The sequence below is a fragment of the Marinomonas colpomeniae genome (assembly GCF_014803385.1).
GTDB lineage: Bacteria > Pseudomonadota > Gammaproteobacteria > Pseudomonadales > Marinomonadaceae > Marinomonas > Marinomonas colpomeniae.
In genome coordinates, this window is sequence record NZ_JACYFC010000006.1 from 1 (window position 1) to 18,896 (window position 18,896).

The window sequence follows — 18,896 nt, forward strand, 5'->3', positions numbered from 1 at the left end:
CAAACAGCTCGCGCTGGTGTTCAAGCATTAACCGTTTCTCTAGAGAACCTAGGCGCAACAGTTGATAAAAACGTTGATCTAAATGGCGCTTACACATTCAGCCAAAAAGAAGCAGCTTACAACGCGAAGCATTCTGATCTTCAAGCTCAGTTCGAAGCGCTTAAAGCTCAATAAGTAAAACGTCTATTCTCTACTTAAGTGTAGAGTACTATAGAAAAACAAACCCCAATGCCGGATAACCGACATTGGGGTTCTTTTTTATATTGAGTTTGATAAAAGCTGTATCGTAATTAAAATTACAATGAACTCATATGATTCTGAACACGCTCACCTGATGTATCTCTGAATCATTCGCCCTTTCTGAAATAAAAAGCCGTAAGGCTTGATTGGCGAGCACATTGTCCCTTCCCCTTTTGTCTTTATAAGGGGAAGGGACTAAAGATTAGAACGGATATAAGCTATTTAAGAAGAGTAATTACTTCTCATTTATTAAGCCGCGTATTTAGTGGTGGCTCCGTTCAGTTGCACCTATCTTAATTTGTTTTAAATTGATTTAGGATTGATGACAAATCTTGTAATCCATCTTTTATGTCCGTGAACCTCTCTTCATTTTCACGACTAGCAGAGGACGACTTAGCAAGGATATCCGCGATTGATATCATATGCTTACTAACATCAGCGGCCACAACATTTTGCTCGTTAGTGGCAGTAGCTATTTGATAGTTCATCCCACTAATTAATGACACAGCACCCGCTATTTCATTAAATTCATCACCTGCTTGATTAATTTTATGTGTACTTTCTGTAGTGGAATTAATCCCTATAGCTATTGCTGAAACCGCATTATTAGAGCCTTCTTCAAGGTTCTTAATGGTTGCTATTATTTCCTGTGTAGATTGGTGTGTACGTAAGGAAAGTGAACGAACTTCGTCGGCCACAACAGCAAAACCTCTACCATATTCTCCTGCGCGTGCCGCTTCAATCGCGGCGTTAAGGGCAAGTAAGTTAGTTTGTTCTGATATTGCTTGAATCACATCAACAACTTGAGAAATTGCATCAACGTCTTTTGCTAAATCAGTGATCGTTTTAGATGTACTTTCTATCGTGGTAGACATATCAGAGATGGTAACAATGGCTTCTTTTATGACGTTTCCACCATGTTCAGATCCACTACTCACCTTAGCCGTGGATGCTGCTGCTTCATTTGCATTTTCGGCTATTTCTGCTGATGTGGCTTCCATCTCAGTAACCGCAGTAGCCACTTGCTCTGTCATCAAAACTTGATCTTTTGCCCATGCAGAAGCTCGAGATAATTCATTAGATGTCTGATCTACTTTTTTATCTAACTCATTACTGATGGCATTCGCAGAACGAACGACATGTTCAATTTTTTCTACAAAATTGTTAAAGCCTTCTGCAAGAAGCCCAATTTCATTATTTGCCTTATAATTAATACGCTGAGTTAAATCTTGATCACCTTGACCGATATCTACTAAGGCTTTCACGACTATATTTATAGGACGAAAAAAGGCACGTATGGCAAGGGTAATAACAACGAGGAACAAAAGTGCTACTGTTATACTAATAATAGTACTGTTCCTTAGTGAATTATTTATACCGCTATGAAGATCATTTTCTGGTACTTGTGCGACTAAAATCCAATCAATGAATTTTATTTTTGTCGAAGAAAAAATTGTATCTTCTTTATTTTCATTAGAATAAGAAGATTGAACAATATTATTTCCAGATATTATATTTTCCTCAACAGTCGAGTCAAAACCATATGAATCTGAAAGTGTTTTACCTAATAATTCTTTATTCCCATGAACTTTTATGACACCCGATTTGTCGACTAAAAAGACCGTTCCGCTATTCCCAATTCGATAGTCACCAACAATATTTGTGATTGCATCAAGGGCAAGTCCAATACCACCAACACCGAGTAACTTACCATTCGATTCAATACGATAGTTTACAAATACAGATATTTTTCCGCTGGTTTCATCTGTATCAATATTTAATTCGAATTCTTTATTACTTTTAACAAAATTATAGTACCAGCTGTCTTTTGGTGTCGTATTGTTTATTGTTTTTAATACTCCACCATCGTAATAAAACTTTTTCGATTTCTCAGAAACTAAAAAGATAGCCAATGCTGAATTGCTATCTTTAACTTGATTTAAGTACTCATTAAAGCCGTCCATAGTACTTTCACTCTCATTTCCCAAGAGCCACTTTTGGACATAAAGATTATTCGCTAATGCTTTAGATACAATTATCGCAGGTAATATTTCACCTGTAATACCACCACTAATTTCCCCTAACGTGGCAGGAAGCTCAACCTCTTCCATTCGCTCACTCGCGACTTTCTGCATACTGCTAACATTAATTACAGTAGATACAATAATTAATGTTAGCAAAGCAAAACAAGAAATAATTACCATTCTTGTTTGTATCTTCATATTAGAACCTCAGTTTAGAAAATAATGTGAAATAGCTTAAACCTCAATAGTAACGAGATTTTTGATATATATAATAAATTCGATTTCCTAAGGAAGAATCGAACAAGTCCTTTTGTCTCAGTGGTCTACATACCTGTAAACATTTAGATGACAACCTACTATCCAATAGTGCATAGCGATTTTTTTGAGAAACTCAGCATATGACAGTTTTATTTGAAAAATAAAGTTTAAAAAACTTGTTCGTACCTTTCTTAATAAAAGGCCAGTTTTCACTGGCCTTTACATAAAAAGAATAATCCCATCATTAACCTTTCTCTTTTTCCTTGAAAGAAGAAAGATACCAAAGGATTATTTTTAAAGTACATATTCGTAATGAGCGTTACTTCTCACCATTACCCTTAACTATTAAATACGGGAATAATTTCTTTACCGTATTTGGCGATAATTTCTTCTTCATCTCCACTGTCTAGGTAGATATTGAATTGGGTTGTACCCGCTTCTTCTAGATCTTTGATTCGTGTAATGTGGTCTTCAACCGTACCTAATACACAGAAGCTTTTGATGATGTCTTCTGTGATGAAGTCTAGGAATGGGTTGTCGCTCTGCCCATGTTTCGAGTAGTCGTAGCCTTTACGATTTTCGATGTAATCCGTTAGACTTTTTGGCACTAATCCTGAATCTGAACCGTATTTTTCAACGATGTCAGCAACGTGATTACCGACCATTGCTGGGAACCATTTGGTGTGTTCAATACAGTAATCCATGTCACCGAAGTAAGCAGGCGCTGCAGCTTGAACTTTGAAATTGGACATGTCGCGGCCAGCTTCTTCACCCGCAGCAATCGCTTGGTCTTTAAACCATTTAACCAAAGCAGGATCACCAATTTGTAAGATAAGGCCATCACCAACGGTTCCTGCTGCAGCTAAAGCTTTTGGTCCATAAGCACCAATCCAAACAGGCAATTCGTAACCCGTCGCCCAAGGTAATTTTACTGGGTCTGGGCATTCGCCGTATTCCACTTCTTCACCTCTAACCATGGCTTTTACCTTGGTCGTGAATTCAGTCATACGCGCGATGGTGGCCGGTTTTTTACCCATGACTCGCATAGAGGAATCACCACGGCCAAGGCCGATGTCAAAACGACCATTACTTTGATGCGCCAAACTTGCATACAAGCTGGCAGACAAAGACCAATCACGAATATTCGGATTGGTTACACAAGGACCAAAACGCATTTTTGTGGTGTGTTCCATACACATGGCCATAGCAACAAACGATTCACGCCAAAGAATGTGAGAATCGTAAAACCAGCAATAAGTAAAACCTGCGGCTTCTGCTTGACGAACCAAGTTACGAGCGCGATCTGGGCTAACAAAACCTTTAAACGTAATACCAAATTCCATAATGTGTTCCTCTTGTAATTATGCTTTTAATTTTTTTCTAAATTATGTTTCTAAACAACCGAATAACTTATTACGATGTAGCCATTAATGTGCGTCAGGTGGGCAAATACGTACTCCTGCATGACTGAACGGCACATCTTTTGAGATATTCAAACGAATCAAAATGGGCGTTAGCGCTTCAATACAACGAGCACTTTCTGCCAAGCCTGCGTTGTAAGCTTTGGTTCCCATCAGTTCAATAAGCGCCATAACTTTCTTCTTTGCAGCCAAGTCATTACCACACACCAAAATGTCGCAGTTGATCGTGCGAGAAAGGTCGTTCAAGGTAATAGCAGACACGTTATGCAAGGCACCAACGACAGGAACACTGTCGCCCAATAACGCTTGCGCGGCTTCGGTGACAGAGCCTTCTTTTGGCATTTCAACGGCTTTTGGGTTGCCCGGTGCGAGTGGTACAACAATGTCGACTAACACTTTGTTGATAAGCAAAGGCGCTAGAGTGGTTAGTGTCGCGTCATGACCTGCGTAAGGCACAGATAAAATAACCAATTCGCTAGCGGCCTTTGTTGCGTCCTCCATGCTCATGCCAGTAATGTCAGCTGTGGTGCCTTTTTCTGCTAATAGCGCCGTCATTTCTGTCGCGGCGTCTTGTGCTTTTGTCGCATCACGAGAGCCCAATACAACGCTGACTCCTGCTAGAGCTAAGCGCAATGCAAGCCCTTTACCTTGCGGGCCTGTTCCGCCAATAATGGCTACTTTTTCAACTGCTTCGTTCATAAATTCCTCTTTCTCTTTATCAAATATCAATGTGTTAAATCGGGTGGTATTTCTTACTATTAAAAAGAGTTGCTCTTAACGATTGTTGTTCTTCATGATTATTTATCTGAACAAGTCTTCGTTATGAGCACGCATTAAATCTTTGCTTGAGCTGTTTGTTTTAGGCCAATCCAAACCACGGAAAACAATCACAGGAGATTTGGCGCTTTTTTCCATTAATAATCCTGAGGCCGCCGCAAGTTCATCGGCAAAAGCGGGCGCGGTCACGCTGAGCGGACGACCGAATGCGTCCTCTTCCCCCAACATGTGCATAACACCCGGCACATTCGCTAAGCCAATTGCTACGTTGGTTTGGCCTAATCGCCAAGGTCGACCAAAAGTGTCACTGATGATTACACCTAGCTCACAGCCAAAGTGTTTTTCTAAGACGAGACAAAGTTCGCGTGCGCTTTTGTCTGGGTCTTCTGGTAATAAAATCAATTGTCCGGGATGGTCAGCGTTCGATTCATCTACCGCCGCATTAGCGCAAATGTAGCCATGTTTGTGCTCTGCGATTAATACACCTTCGTCTTGGTCTGGTCGTTTCATGGCACGCACGATACGGCTGGATTGAGACAAGATAACTTCGACTTTTCGTGGATCTTTGTTGACGGTTTTTGCTAATTCGATGGCTTCTTCGCTTGGTGTCACTTGGTCTAAATACGCGCAAGCACCTTCGCTTTTTGACACCACTTTATGAGCAATAACTAAAATATCGCCTGCTACTAAGGTTTGTTTTTGCGAGATAAAAGTATCAATAATATTTTGAGCTAAATCGTCACCCTCTTGGAAATCAGGCAAGCCCATTAGACGAAACATACTCATAGAATCAGGCATAACGTCGCTCCTTAATGGGTGATATAAGACATTTTTTCCAGGCGCTAAAACGCTCTGGTGCTCGTATAACAGCTTGTTTTAAATCTTCACTGTGATCAATGTCGAGCGCTAGATGAGTAAAGTTTAATGAGTGACACGTCAGCCCATTTTCAAACGCATTGCCTTTATGAATTCTGGCTGACTGATTGCCATATTCAAATTCGATAGCGTCTGGTGGCGACGTCAGCAATGCATTAGTGCCACCATCTTTTGCGACAGCAATAACGACTTCAGCATCATATGCCGCGCCAATTAATTCTCTTATTTCATTAGGGTTGAGTACTGCGATGTCACCAGGAATAATCAGTTGACTGTCGTAACCAGATTTTTTAACCCAATCACAAGCGAAGTCCAATGCACCGTTTAAGCCTTTTTCGCCATCATCAAATAATGTGTTCGCTTCATAAGATTGAGCAAGGCCCAACACATCCAGTGACTCACTGACCACTAATACATCTAGCATTGGAAAGTGCTCTTGAAAAAAAGCCAAGGTGTTATGAAAGAGGTTTAAAGACAAACTTTCGCGTGCTTCATTGGTCATGCTGTTTGCGAGTCGTTGCTTAGAACGCTGAGGAGATTTCATCGGAATCACCACACACAACTTATCTTCTATTAATGTATTTTCTAGGCTATTCATTATTTCTTTTCCCCTTTGGCGCGCTGAGTTAAAGCAAAATGAACTACTTTAGATAACAAATTTGATTTTTCTTCTACGGTCTTCATTAAGGTTGGCGTCACCAGTACATCAGCGCCTTGTCCTTCTAACCAAGCGGCATCCGACTGATCAAGGTCATCAATGACCAAAGCGTTCAAGAAATGCTCGTAACACTGATAAACACCTTTTGAATCAATACTTTTTCCAGCGCTTTCAAGCATTTTATCTGCGGGACCTTTTATGGTTTTACCACCAATTAAAGGTGAAACAGCAATCACATAAGCATTACTTTTCTCGATCGCTTGTTGAATTTCAGGTACTGCGAGAATCGCACCGATACTAACAATAGGGTTACTTGGGGCGATCAAAACAATATCGCTTTTTGCAATTTGCTCTAAGGCTTCAGGTGTCGCAACTGAATCCGCTGCACCTTTGTACTCAATGTCTAAAACATCTGGTTTACAATGCTCACGTACAAAGAATTCTTGAAAAGACAACCAGCCTGCGAGGGTTTTGACACGAGTTTGAACAACATCATTTGTTGGTAATAAAATCGGCAAGGTTACACCATGGCGTTTTGCCAAAGTCGTAGTAATCTCACTGGCGGTTACACCTTTGGCTTTTTGGCTGGTGCGGTAAATGTGTGTTGCTAAGTCTAAGTCGCCCAACGTCATCCATGTGTTTTCACCTAACGCATTTAATTCGTTAAGCACTTGATGAGTTTCGTTTTTGCGTCCCCAACCTTGTTCTCGATCGATCTGATCGCCAAGGGAATAGATTAAGGTGTCGATGTCTGGCGACACCCACAAACCGTGGAATTCATCATCGTCTGCGATGTTGCCAATAATCGTTGTGACGCTCGCATATTGGCTCGCAGCCAAACCTTCCGCCGCTTTTGCGCCGCCGACGCCACCGGCAAGTAAGGTGATTTTGAGATTTTTCGCCACTGGTGAAACCATTAGGCAACACCTTGAATTGCAATACGATTGCTTGCCGTTAGGCTTTTCGGTTCACTGCCATAGTTTTTTACGACGCCGTATTTAGTATCTCGTTGAACAGCGTTTAAACCTGCGCTTTGAATATTCGCCACCATGTCTTCTGGGAACACCTCTTGTCCGTGAGTCGCGCCTGCTGCTCGGGAAATACTCTCGTTCATCAAGGTTCCACCCAGATCATTTGCGCCAGATTGCAACATTTTGGTTGCAACGTCTGGGCCCATTTTCACCCAAGAGGCTTGAATATTATCAATGTGACCTTGCAGCATTAATCGAGCAATGGCGTGCATTTTAAAATGCTCATCTTGCGTTGGCCCTGTACGAACCTTGTCTGGGTTGTCATTGTATAAACGAGTTTCATAATGGATAAAGCCAAGCGGTACAAACTCTGTGAATCCGCCTGTTTCCTTTTGAATATCACGAAGTAACTTAAGATGATTTGCCCAATGAATTGGTTGATCCACATGGCCGTACATAATGGTCGAGGTTGTTGGTACGCCAACCGAATGTGCCGCTTTGATAATGCGAACCCATTCTTCTGTGGTGAGCTTATTCTTAGTGAGAAGTTTGCGAATTTCGGTGTCTAAAATTTCCGCTGCTGTACCAGGCATAGAACCTAAACCAAGCTCTTTCAGTTCCGTTAAAAATACCTCTGGCTCTAGCTTGGCTTTTTTGCAGCCATACCAGATTTCAAAAGGCGAGAAAGCATGAATGTGTATATCAGGTACACGCTTTTTCACTGCGATAATTAACTCTCGGTAATAATTTGCATCTATGTCTGGATGTAAACCACCTTGAATACACACTTCTGTTGCACCACGCGCCCAAGCCTCTTCAGCTTTATCAGCAACTTGCTCGACATTTAAAAACTCAGCGTCTTTGTCGCCCTTTTCTTTGGCGAAGTTACAAAAACGACACCCCATGTAGCACACATTGGTGAAGTTGATATTGCGAGTAATGACGAAAGTGCCTGTGTTTCCGACACGATTTTCGCGAACCGTATTCGCAGCATCTAACACGGCTTGCGCGTCTTCGCCCTGAGTGGCAAATAAGATACACGCATCTTCCACACTGAGCTCTTCACCTAATAACGAACGGCCTAAGATTGTTCTAACCGATTCGCTGACTTGGTCGCTAATGGTTGTTGCTAAAAAAAGATTCGGAGCGGTATTGGATACATTTTCTATAGATGAAATCATGCGATGACTCCTCCTTCTGTTCTAACTTTTGTGTTTTGAATTAGGCCTGGCATTCGAGAAAGGTCGATGACGCGATGCAGTAAATCGGGTGTTAAATAAGCACGGCTCTGAGAGTCGATTTTTTGAACGTTACTTTGTTGAGAGTCATTGTTTTCAGAATAGAAACGATCATAAATAGTCAAACGTTCCGCAAGAGAATAACCTAAACCCTCACAGGCTTGCGCCACACTACTGATCTGTGGCCATGCACGTTCTGGATTGATAAAGTCTTTTGTAAGCGGTGAAATACCACCAAAATCATTAATACCTGCGTTGATGTAGCTGCCGTATTCCACTTCTAAATTTGGTGGTGCCTGAATACTGATGTCCGCAGGAAGAATCAAACGCGCCATAGCAATCGTGCGCTTCATGTCGTCTAAATCTGGTTCGTGGCAACCTTCCATTGCCGTGCCATCTTTGGCGCGGAAGTTCTGGATAATCACTTCTTGTAAATGACCGTACATTTCATGGCGTTCACGGATAGCAACAAGACTGTGAACTCGGTCTTCCCAACTTTCGCCAATCCCAATTAAGATCCCAGTGGTAAAGGCAATATCAAGTTTTCCCGCTTGCTCTATGGTATCGAGTCGACGCTTTGGAGTTTTGTCTGGGCAAGCGTAATGGGCTTGCCCTTTTTTCAATAAGGCACTGGAAACATTTTCCAGCATCATTCCCATGCTCGCGGCGACAGGTTTGAGCCGTTTTAATTCATCATACGACAAGGCACCAGCGTTCACATGCGGAAGCAAAGTGGTGTTGGTTAACACGTTTTCACATTGATCATGAAGATAATCGAGTGTGTCTGTGTAACCAAGGGAAGCAAGAATGTCTCGGGCTTTTTGGTGACGCTCTTCTGGTCGTTCGCCCAAACTAAATAAGGCTTCTTTGCAATCCAGCGCGGCACCTTCACGAGCCGTTTTTAATACTTGCTCTGGTGTCATGTAATTAGATGTTGCGGATTCAGGTGATTGAACAAAGGTGCAATAACCACAGCTATCACGACACATATTGGTCAATGGGATAAATACTTTTTTTGAATAAGTTAACTGATTTCCCCAAGAAGCATCGCGTACTTTAGCGGCCTCTTGGCAGAGTGCATATAAGTCTGGCCCAGTGGCGAATTCATAAGATATGGCTTCAGAAACAGAGATCATATTCACTCCACAATTTAATGATTATTTAACTTTTTTACCATTTGGTATAAAAATTAATATCAAGTATTGGAGAAAGAGTAAATTGTTTTTTTTAGTGCAACCTACGCACTAAAAAAAAACATCAGAAATAATGTTTAGATAAGTTAATGGTTAACCAAATGGTTAAGATCATGAATGAAAAGAATTTTTCCTTCATTTATGATCGTTTAAAAGGAAGGTTATATAGAGAAAAAGGGGCTATAAATGATGTTTGAAATTATTTTAAATATTTTTTTTGGCACCAAGAGCGCGCATAACAAAATCTGTTACTGCCAACTCAGCTCGTTCATAGTCGTCCTCTTCTAAGCTTTTCTTTCCTAATAAGACTTCCATTTGCACAGAAAAATCTGCATAAGTTTGCGTGGCTGCCCATATTGTAAAAAATAAATGCTCTGGATCAATATCATCAATTAATCCCTTATTTATCCATGACTTAACAACATCTACATCACGATCAAATTGAGGTTTTAAATGACTAACAAGATAACTTTTTAGGACAGGAGCACCACTGATAATCTCATGCGCGAAGACTTTTGAACCATTGGGATGAAGGCGAGAAATTCGCATTTTTTCACGTACATAATTGCCTATAATATCTTGTGGCGTATTACCATTTAACTCAATGAAAGACAGCTTTTCAATCCAGATATCGAGTATTTCCTTCAACACCCGCTTATACAGTAAGTCTTTGTTTGGAAAGTAATAAATTAGATTTTGTTTGGATATTTTAGATATTTCAGCAATACGCTCCATTGATGCACCACTAAAGCCTTTGGAAGCAAAAACAATTTCTGCAGAGCGCAATATACGGGACTCCAACACTTCTCTATTCACTGATTGCCTAGTGCGTCTTACTTTTTTCTCGGTCACTCTGAATTCCTACCCTATTAAATAATATTGACATACAGATAACCCACTGTTTTTATTTAATTTTATGAGTTTAATTCCTCTTTAAAATACCATAAAAAAACGTCTATAACGAGTAAAATCAAAAGTAAAAATAAAGTTGGCCTATTTATTGCTGACCGTAAAGACAACTTTATATATATTCCATTACGTCAATCATTGCTAATTTTTTAGCTATTCCATAACCTTATTTTTAGAATGGATAAATGATTGACTTTTTTTGATAAAAGGTTTTACCTTTTGGTAAATATTTATTTAATATATTTTCCAATTATGAAATTTATAAATATAAAACTCATTTTTTATAAAAAATAATTAATATAAATATATGAGTTATTTCAAAGAGATATTAGTTATTTAGGAGATAAACCATGCAAGATCTTCGTATCAACCAGCAACGCCTTTGGGACACGTTAATGGAAATGGGCGACATTGGCGGCACAGAAAAAGGCGGATGTAACCGTCTTGCAGGAACAGATTTAGATAAACAGTCCCGTGATCTTTTCGTTTCTTGGTGTAAAGCCTGTGGCTGTGAAATAGAAGTCGATAAAATTGGCAATATCTTTGCTCGCCGTGCAGGCATTAACAATGACCTTCCTGCTGTTGGCACTGGCAGCCATCTTGACACTCAACCAACAGGCGGCAAATTTGATGGCGTATTTGGCGTTCTTTCTGGCGTAGAAGTGCTGCGCACTCTACATGAAAACAATATTCAAACACCCACTGCGATGGAGTTTTCCGTCTGGACCAATGAAGAAGGTTCACGCTTTCAACCTGCGATGCAAGGTTCTGGCACCTACGTTGGTCGTTTTGATTTAGAAACCGAATTAAACAAAACCGATGTCGACGGTATTCGTCTTGGTGACGAGTTAGAGCGCATCGGTTATTTAGGTGACATGGAGCTCGGTAGTCGTCACATGGGAGCATTTTTTGAAGCCCATATTGAACAAGGCCCTATTTTAGAAGACGAAGAAAAAGCCATTGGTATCGTGCGTCTTGGTCAAGGTATTCGTTGGTATAACGTAGAAGTTGTTGGTCGTCCTTCTCATTCTGGCACCACGCCAATGCATTTACGTAAAGACGCCATGTTTGCTGCGTCTGCGATTGTAACGGAAATGAATGCTATCGCCCTTCGTCATGAAAATGGCTTAGGAACAGTCGGCTTCATGCAAGTATGGCCAAACTCCCGGAATACGATACCTGGTAATGTGAAGTTCAGCGCAGACCTTCGTAACCCTCGCCCTGATGTCTTATTGACGATGCATGAAGAGCTGACGGCTTTTTGTGAAAAAATAGCAAAAGAACATGACTTAGAAGTCAATCTTGATCCTTTCTGGTATTTCGCGCCTGTGGAGTTTAATGCTTCTGACGATGTGAAAGCCGCAACCGAAAAACTCGGTTACAGCCACATGGATATTTACGCTGGCGCAGGCCATGATGCCTGCTACATGGCCGACTTAGTTCCAACAGGTATGATATTCACACCTTGTCTAAAAGGCATTAGCCATAACGAAGCCGAATACAGCTCGCCAGAAGAATGTGCAGCAGGAGCCAATGTACTGTTGCACACTATGCTAGAGGCCAGTAAACGGATCGCAGAACAACATAAATAAATACAAGAAAAGAACAAAGAAACTGTGAAAAATAAAACAGTTCAAATTGAATTAGTGAACTCTAATAATCAAACATACAAAAGGTGGCAGTATGAGTAGTAAGTCCGTTCAGCAAGGTGAGTTTTATGAGTTAGAAGTCGATACCGACTTAGAACAAAGTTCAGCGTATAACGATGATTTAGCACCAACAAAAATCAAAGATAGAACATGGAATAAATGGAACATCGCCGCATTATGGGTAGGTATGTCAATCTGTGTACCTACTTATACTTTGGGCGGTGTATTAACCGCTTATTTTGGGCTTTCTGTTACCGAAGCTTTGTTCACTATTCTAATCGCTAACGTAATTTTACTGCTTCCACTTACTTTAAATGCGTACCCAGGAACTAAGTTTGGGATACCTTTTCCTGTATTACTGCGTTCTTCGTTTGGCATAGTAGGATCTAACATTCCGTGTTTAATCCGTGGCTTCGTCGCCTGTGGTTGGTTTGGTATTCAAACTATGTTTGGTGGTTTGGCCATTCATTTGTTTTTGTCCGAAGTATCTTCTGCTTGGGCAAGTCTAGGTGGCGTTGGCGAAGTAATCGGCTTCTTCCTATTTTGGGCACTTCAAATGGTAGTTGTAATACGTGGCGCTGAATCGATTAAATGGCTGGAAACACTGTCTGCTCCTTTATTATTGATTGTGAGCCTTGGTTTGATGTTTTGGGCTGGCGGTAAAATTTCTGTATCAGAAGTACTTGCTATTCCTGCTAACCGTCCAGCAGACGCTGGCTTTATGGGGTATTTCTTTGGCGGTTTAACCGCAATGGTGGGTTTTTGGGCAACACTGTCTTTGAACATTCCTGATTTCAGTCGCTATGCTAAATCTCAGAAAGACCAAGTGGTTGGTCAAATCATTGGCTTGCCTATCACTATGTTTTTCTTTGCTGCATTAGGTGTTGTATTAACCGCAGCGTCTACGACTTTAGTTGGCGAAACTATCTCTGATCCTATTTCTTTGATCGGTAAAATCGACAGCCCATTTTTGGTGGCTATCGCGATGGTATTAATCATTATCGCCACTGTATCAACCAATACAGCAGCGAACATAGTATCCCCTACTAACGATTTTCAAAATATTGCGCCTAAACTTATCAACCACACTCGTGGTGTGTTGCTTACAGGCTTTGTTGGCATTCTATTAATGGGTTGGGAACTACTGAAAAAACTAGGCTTGCTGGAGTCTGATGTCAGTGTCGAAAGTATGTATTCAAACTGGCTATTAGGTTACTCAAGTCTATTGGGGCCTATTGCTGGCATTATGATTGTCGATTACTTCCTAACAAAACGTCAGCATTTAGACCTTGTTTCCCTGTACAAATCAAACGGCTTGTACCCAGCATTTAACAGTGCCGGACTTATCGCATTTGCAGTACCCGTTGTACTTACCTTATTAGCATTAAATGTGTCTGCTATTGGTTGGTTCTACAGCTACGGCTGGTTCACTGGTGCCTTCACTGGTGCTTTGGTTTACTTCTTGCTAACCAAATCTCAAGTGTCTAAAGAAGCTTAATAAATTATTACCTCAGCTGACGATGTCTTCCGCATCGTCAGCTTTTTTATTTTTTTCAGCTAATCCTATTATTTTTTTCTACTACTTTTTCCATGTAAGAGGAGACAAACAATGAGTCTATTAATAAAAGGCGGAACCGTCGTCACACATGAAGAAACGTTTAAAGCTGACATTCTTTGTAAAGACAATAAAATTATCGAGATTGGTAATATCAGTATCGTACCAACAGACGCCGAAGTCATAGACGCAACGGGCAAACTTATTATGCCTGGTGGGATAGATCCTCACACTCACATGCAATTACCTTTCATGGGGACTGTCGCAAAAGACGATTTTGCTTCAGGTACGGCAGCCGCACTCGCTGGCGGTACAACGACTATTATAGATTTTGTTATTCCAAACCCTCAGCAACCTTTACTCGAAGCCTACGATACATGGCGTGGCTGGGCAGAAAAAGCCCATTCAAATTACACCTTCCATGTAGCGATTACTTGGTGGGATGACAGCGTAGCCAAAGACATGGGCACGCTAGTAAAAGACTATGGCGTGAACAGTTTTAAACACTTCATGGCTTACAAAAACGCCATAATGGCGACTGATGATATTTTAGTTTCCAGCTTTACTCGGTGCTTAGAATTGGGTGCCATTCCAACGGTTCATGCTGAAAATGGTGAGCTCGTTTACCATCTACAAAACAAATTAGTTGCGGAAGGTATGACTGGCCCAGAAGCCCATCCTTTGTCTCGCCCTTCTTCAGTTGAAGGCGAAGCCGCAAACCGAGCAATCAGCATTGCCAATACATTAGGCGCTCCAATTTATCTTGTGCATGTTTCTACAGAAGAAGCAGTGGACGCGATTCGTTATGCGAAAGACCATGGCCACACTGTATTTGGTGAAGTGCTAGCTGGCCACTTAACGGTGGATGACAGTGTCTATCAAAACCCAGATTGGGCGACAGCAGCAGCTCATGTAATGAGCCCACCGTTTAGACCAAAACATCACCAAGATGCGTTATGGAAAGGTGTTCAAGCTGGAACATTACAAACTACTGCAACCGATCACTGTGCCTTTTGTGCTGAACAAAAATCCATGGGGAAAGACAACTTTGCAATGATTCCTAATGGTACTGCAGGCGTAGAAGAACGCATGATGGTGTTATGGGAAAAAGGCGTAAACGAAGGAAAAATCACGCCAAATGAATTTGTTGCGCTAACGTCAACAAATACGGCGAAAATCTTCAATATGTATCCGAATAAAGGTTGCGTTCGTGTCGGCGCTGACGCTGATTTGGTGATATGGAATCCAGCGGCAACCAAAACGCTTTCGGCTAAAACTCATCACTCTAAAATCGAACACAGTATTTTTGAAGGAATGGAGATTCACGGCGTACCAGAAACAACTGTATGTAATGGTAAGTTAGCATGGCATGACAATACACTAATCGCGAAATCTGGCGATGGAAAATACGTTGATCGTCCAGCTTATGCACCTTACTACGAAGCACTTAAAAAACGCATAGAACTGAACAAGCCAGTTGCCGTAAAACGCTAAACTCCATTAGCTAACTAAAATAAAGAAAAACGCCCGATGACTCTAAATAGAATCATCGGGCGCTTTTTTAATACTTAAAAGTGCTAGTTTTTTTATTGAAAGGCTTAAAAAACAAAATTCGCTAAGGCTTGTAGCACAACTAATGACATTACGCCGGCTAAAATATCGTCAAACATGATGCCAAAACCACCATGTACATGTTTATCTATCCAAGAGATCGGCCAAGGTTTTAAAATGTCGAACAGGCGAAATAGAACAAAACCCAACACGATATACATCCAACCCGCAGGGGCGAGCCACATGGTAATCCAATAGCCAACAAACTCATCCCAAACAATCCCAGAATGGTCGTGGACACCTAAGTCTTTCGACGTTTTGCCACATAAGTAAATACCCACCAGTGAAGTAACCACCAGCATTATTAGGTATTCAATATTACTTAGATCTTGCAGTAACCATAAATAAAGAGGCACTGCAGCCAATGTTCCAAAGGTACCCGGTGCTTTTGGTGCCGCACCAGAACCAAGTCCAAAAGCCAAAAAATGTATTGGGTTACGCCAAATTGACGCTGGGGCAGAATTTGCCATGAAACACCTTTATCCTATTAATTCATGTAAAAAATCACTGAACAACTTGGCATCATTAGAAATGTTGCCAGCCTGTTATGTCACCATTATACCCTTGAATAGTAAAACCTTTTGCTACGACTTCGCCAATTTTTGTACAAGGCAAACTCAAGGTCTGTGTAATCAAAGCAATTTCTGTGGCTTGTTCTTTTGGTGCAGTAAAGCACAGTTCATAATCGTCACCGCCTGTTAGCGCAAAAGTTACCGCCGCTTCTGGCTGCCATTGTATCAATTCAGGGGAAATAGGTAAGAGATTCGCATCTAGCTGCGCGCCTACACAAGAGGCTTTCAGAATATGCTGAATGTCTTGAGCCAGACCATCAGAGATATCCATCATGGCATGTACAACACGTTTCAATGCCATTCCACCAATCAATCTGTGCTGTGGTCGCCAATATCGTTCGTAGAAATAATCAAAACGTTCACTCGTTACTTGTAATTCGCCAGTAACAATCGGAACAGCAGCAGCGGAATTGCCAAGCAAACCTGTGACATAAATATCGTCTCCAACTTTAGCACTCGACCGTAAGCTGGCTAATTCTGGCTCAATATACCCATGTACTTGCAGCGTAATGGTTAGTGGTCCTTTTGTTGTATCGCCACCAACCAAGGCTAGCCCGATTGGCTCCGCGAGCTCTGCCATACCTTGCGCTAACCCTGCTAACCATTGTGGATCGGACTCAGGAATCGTCAAACCTAAAGTAAAAAACGCAGGTTTCGCACCCATTGCGGCTAAATCACTAACGCACGTTGCCACCGCACGATAACCAATATCGACAGGGTCAGCATCGAAGGGGAAGTGTCTACCTTCCACCAAAGTGTCCATAGAAAACACCAAACTCTGCCCTTGTGGCACTTGTACTTGAGCACAATCATCACCGATACCCAATAGAATATCACCACGTCCTTGGGTGTTTGCCATGACAGAAGCTTGAAAGATGTTTTGTATTAACTCGAATTCTTTCAACACAATATCCTTTTATTCTGACGAAAAAATTCATTCGTCAATGATGTCTAAAGCCTTATCTCAGCAAGGTCTATTTCACTGCTAGATATTACGACAGCCAGTATAGATAAAGCCGTCCGAAATAAAATTTATAATACGTTACGTAATAAACTTCTAAGTACTTTAAAGACCTCAAGATTACTGTGTCTCTGATGCTGAAGTATATCTACGTTAGCTAACCAGCCCATTTTTTCAAATTCGATAGGAAGCTTAATAAGATTGCCTTTTTCTACATCCTCAATAGCGACATGGTTTGGCAGTAAACACCAGCCGTATCCCTGTATGGCAAGTTCAAGTAAGACAAAATAGTTGTCTGCATACCAGACATCGGGGCTTATTTTTAATTGAAAGCTACTGGTTTGCGTATTACGAGAGCGAATAAGTAACTGTCTATATAGGCGTAAACCATCAATATTTTTACAGCCTTGTTTTGCTAAAGGATGTGACTTCGCAATGTATAAATCAAACTGTACAGAACCAAGGCATTCATAATCTAAGTCACTAGGAATATTTAATTCACTAAAAATGATGCCCGTTAAAGGTTTTTCACTTTTTAACATGTCGATTATATCGAGGCTTGATGCACTCAAAAATTCGAGAGAAACATTCGGATACTTAGTTTGAAGCTCTGCAATAGCGCTGGCTATTATTTTAAGTGGAATTCCTTCATCAAGAGCAATGGTAATTTCTCTTGGAATTTGATCATTCAGTGCTAGTACTGAGTTTGTTAAACGCTGATGCTGATTAAGCAATGCCATCGCTTGTGGCAGTAACTTTTTACCTGCGTCTGTTAATTGCGGGTAACGACCCGTACGTTCAAACAGTGTGGCGTTACAGTCTATCTCTAAATTAATAATATGTTGGCTGACGACTGATTGTGCCTTACTTAAATGTCGCGCGGCCGCAGAAAACGATCCCACTTCTACGGTTGTTACAAAGGCTTGAAGTTGTTCGACACTAAACATATCTCTTTTCCAGATACTATCTAACTATTTAATATCTTCATAATGGATAAAAATACGTAATTAGTCACTACATACAGGCATAAAATTAATAATGAAAACCGTTGAACGCATCTTTCAAGCCATTTTTTTTGAGATCACCGTACTTTCTATCATTATACCTTCGTCCGTTATTATTGGCGGATTTGATCCTGAAAGGATGACCATTGTAGCGATTGCCATATCGTTATTTGCGATGCTTTGGAATTATATTTACAACCTAGTCTTCGATAAGTTGATCGGATTTAACCGTTTAGCGAGAGGATTAGTTCTTCGTATTTCTCATGCAGTTTGTTTTGAGTTAGGAATGGTGGTCATCACATTGCCAGTCATGGCTTGGTATTTAGAGATCACCTTATTGGCTGCTGCCATTTTAGAAGCGGCTTTTTTAATATTTATACTTATATATACCCTTGTATTTAATTGGCTATACGATCGCTACCAACCCTACCAAAAATGGTTTAGTAAACAGGTTAATTAGATTTAATACTGTATTACCAATGACTCATAAAAAAGCCCTCGCTTAAATGCTGATATGAAGTGACCCCATAAAGTTGGGCACTTCAATAAGCATTAGTAACGAGGGCTATTTTATATGTAGGCAGTGACTTACTACTCTCTATAAAAAAGAAATAAAGATTAAACGTCGTCTTCGTTGGTATCGTCTGGACGCTTAGTTCGAGTCTTTGGTACTGCAACTACTTCAAGGTAGAACGATTTCCAGTGTTGGCTCTGCGCAGAACTGATATTGGTATTAATATCGCCTTCATGAATTGCTCGAGCTTTATCCGCTGTTTGGCCAAACTTACAACTAAATCCCCAAAAATCTGCATTCTCAGGTAAGGCTTTGTTACGCTCTTTCTTGATATGCTTCTTAACTTCGTTTTTAGCTGACTCAATAATACGCTGATAAGTCATTTTTGGGTGTGATAGTACAAACGTCTTTTTCATTAGGATCCTAAAATTTGGGTAAGGCAGCGTAACAACTGCCTCAATACCC

The 18,896-nt window shown here is 40.8% G+C and carries 17 protein-coding genes; 4 read left to right on the forward strand and 13 right to left on the reverse strand.

All coding sequences use genetic code 11. The features are described 5' to 3' along the window. Positions 1–533: 533 nt before the first annotated feature. The 9 genes from IF202_RS15345 to IF202_RS15385 all read right to left on the reverse strand — a co-directional run bounded on the left by IF202_RS15345 (position 534) and on the right by IF202_RS15385 (position 10,508). Entirely contained in the window at positions 534–2,462 is a 1,929-nt protein-coding gene (locus tag IF202_RS15345; protein WP_191595803.1) for a methyl-accepting chemotaxis protein, read from the reverse strand. Between the two features lie 398 nt (positions 2,463–2,860). Further along, positions 2,861–3,865, reverse strand: a complete 1,005-nt coding sequence (locus IF202_RS15350) for a TIGR03842 family LLM class F420-dependent oxidoreductase (protein ID WP_191595804.1) — start codon at positions 3,863–3,865, stop codon at positions 2,861–2,863. Positions 3,866–3,949: 84 nt separating this feature from the next. Next, a complete protein-coding gene (gene npdG / locus IF202_RS15355) occupies positions 3,950–4,642 on the reverse strand; it encodes an NADPH-dependent F420 reductase (protein WP_191595805.1) in 693 nt (230 codons plus the stop codon). A 102-nt stretch (positions 4,643–4,744) separates the two neighbouring features. Next, complete coding sequence (gene cofE / locus IF202_RS15360; protein ID WP_191595806.1) at positions 4,745–5,518, reverse strand: coenzyme F420-0:L-glutamate ligase; 774 nt, start codon at positions 5,516–5,518, stop codon at positions 4,745–4,747. Further along, positions 5,511–6,194, reverse strand: coding sequence for a 2-phospho-L-lactate guanylyltransferase (gene cofC, locus IF202_RS15365; protein WP_191595807.1), 684 nt, complete (start codon positions 6,192–6,194; stop codon positions 5,511–5,513). The genes cofE and cofC overlap by 8 nt, the downstream gene beginning before the upstream one ends. After that, a complete protein-coding gene (gene cofD, locus IF202_RS15370; protein WP_191595808.1) occupies positions 6,194–7,171 on the reverse strand; it encodes a 2-phospho-L-lactate transferase in 978 nt (325 codons plus the stop codon). The genes cofC and cofD overlap by 1 nt, the downstream gene beginning before the upstream one ends. Next, the gene (gene cofH / locus IF202_RS15375) at positions 7,171–8,406 is read right to left on the reverse strand and encodes a 5-amino-6-(D-ribitylamino)uracil--L-tyrosine 4-hydroxyphenyl transferase CofH (RefSeq protein WP_191595809.1); all 1,236 of its coding nucleotides are present in this window, start codon (positions 8,404–8,406) and stop codon (positions 7,171–7,173) included. Before cofH ends, cofD begins: the two co-directional genes overlap by 1 nt. Next, positions 8,403–9,599, reverse strand: coding sequence for a 7,8-didemethyl-8-hydroxy-5-deazariboflavin synthase CofG (gene cofG / locus IF202_RS15380; protein WP_191595810.1), 1,197 nt, complete (start codon positions 9,597–9,599; stop codon positions 8,403–8,405). The genes cofH and cofG overlap by 4 nt, the downstream gene beginning before the upstream one ends. A 261-nt stretch (positions 9,600–9,860) precedes the next feature. Next, complete coding sequence (locus IF202_RS15385; RefSeq protein ID WP_191595811.1) at positions 9,861–10,508, reverse strand: TetR/AcrR family transcriptional regulator; 648 nt, start codon at positions 10,506–10,508, stop codon at positions 9,861–9,863. A gap of 407 nt (positions 10,509–10,915) precedes the next feature. On the opposite strand from IF202_RS15385, the gene IF202_RS15390 reads away from it, so the two are divergent. From IF202_RS15390 to hydA, 3 genes are all read left to right on the forward strand, one after another. After that, the gene (locus tag IF202_RS15390; protein WP_191595812.1) at positions 10,916–12,157 is read left to right on the forward strand and encodes a Zn-dependent hydrolase; all 1,242 of its coding nucleotides are present in this window, start codon (positions 10,916–10,918) and stop codon (positions 12,155–12,157) included. A gap of 91 nt (positions 12,158–12,248) precedes the next feature. Then, positions 12,249–13,712 (forward strand): NCS1 family nucleobase:cation symporter-1, encoded by a 1,464-nt coding sequence (locus IF202_RS15395; RefSeq protein WP_191595813.1) that lies wholly within the window; start codon positions 12,249–12,251, stop codon positions 13,710–13,712. 111 nt (positions 13,713–13,823) lie between these two features. Then, on the forward strand, positions 13,824–15,263 hold the full coding sequence (gene hydA / locus IF202_RS15400) for a dihydropyrimidinase (RefSeq protein ID WP_191595814.1): 1,440 nt from the start codon (positions 13,824–13,826) through the stop codon (positions 15,261–15,263). A 104-nt stretch (positions 15,264–15,367) separates the two neighbouring features. Here hydA and IF202_RS15405 read toward each other — a convergent pair whose 3' ends face one another. From IF202_RS15405 to IF202_RS15415, 3 genes are all read right to left on the reverse strand, one after another. After that, positions 15,368–15,850, reverse strand: a complete 483-nt coding sequence (locus IF202_RS15405; RefSeq protein ID WP_191595815.1) for a phosphatidylglycerophosphatase A family protein — start codon at positions 15,848–15,850, stop codon at positions 15,368–15,370. A 55-nt stretch (positions 15,851–15,905) separates the two neighbouring features. Next, positions 15,906–16,856, reverse strand: coding sequence for a thiamine-phosphate kinase (thiL, locus tag IF202_RS15410; protein WP_191595816.1), 951 nt, complete (start codon positions 16,854–16,856; stop codon positions 15,906–15,908). Positions 16,857–16,984: 128 nt separating this feature from the next. Beyond that, positions 16,985–17,860, reverse strand: a complete 876-nt coding sequence (locus IF202_RS15415; RefSeq protein ID WP_191595817.1) for a LysR family transcriptional regulator — start codon at positions 17,858–17,860, stop codon at positions 16,985–16,987. Positions 17,861–17,951: 91 nt separating this feature from the next. On the opposite strand from IF202_RS15415, the gene IF202_RS15420 reads away from it, so the two are divergent. After that, entirely contained in the window at positions 17,952–18,377 is a 426-nt protein-coding gene (locus IF202_RS15420; RefSeq protein ID WP_191595818.1) for a PACE efflux transporter, read from the forward strand. A gap of 158 nt (positions 18,378–18,535) precedes the next feature. Here IF202_RS15420 and IF202_RS15425 read toward each other — a convergent pair whose 3' ends face one another. Continuing rightward, positions 18,536–18,847, reverse strand: a complete 312-nt coding sequence (locus tag IF202_RS15425) for a DUF6172 family protein (RefSeq protein ID WP_191595819.1) — start codon at positions 18,845–18,847, stop codon at positions 18,536–18,538. Between the last annotated feature and the right edge of the window lie 49 nt (positions 18,848–18,896).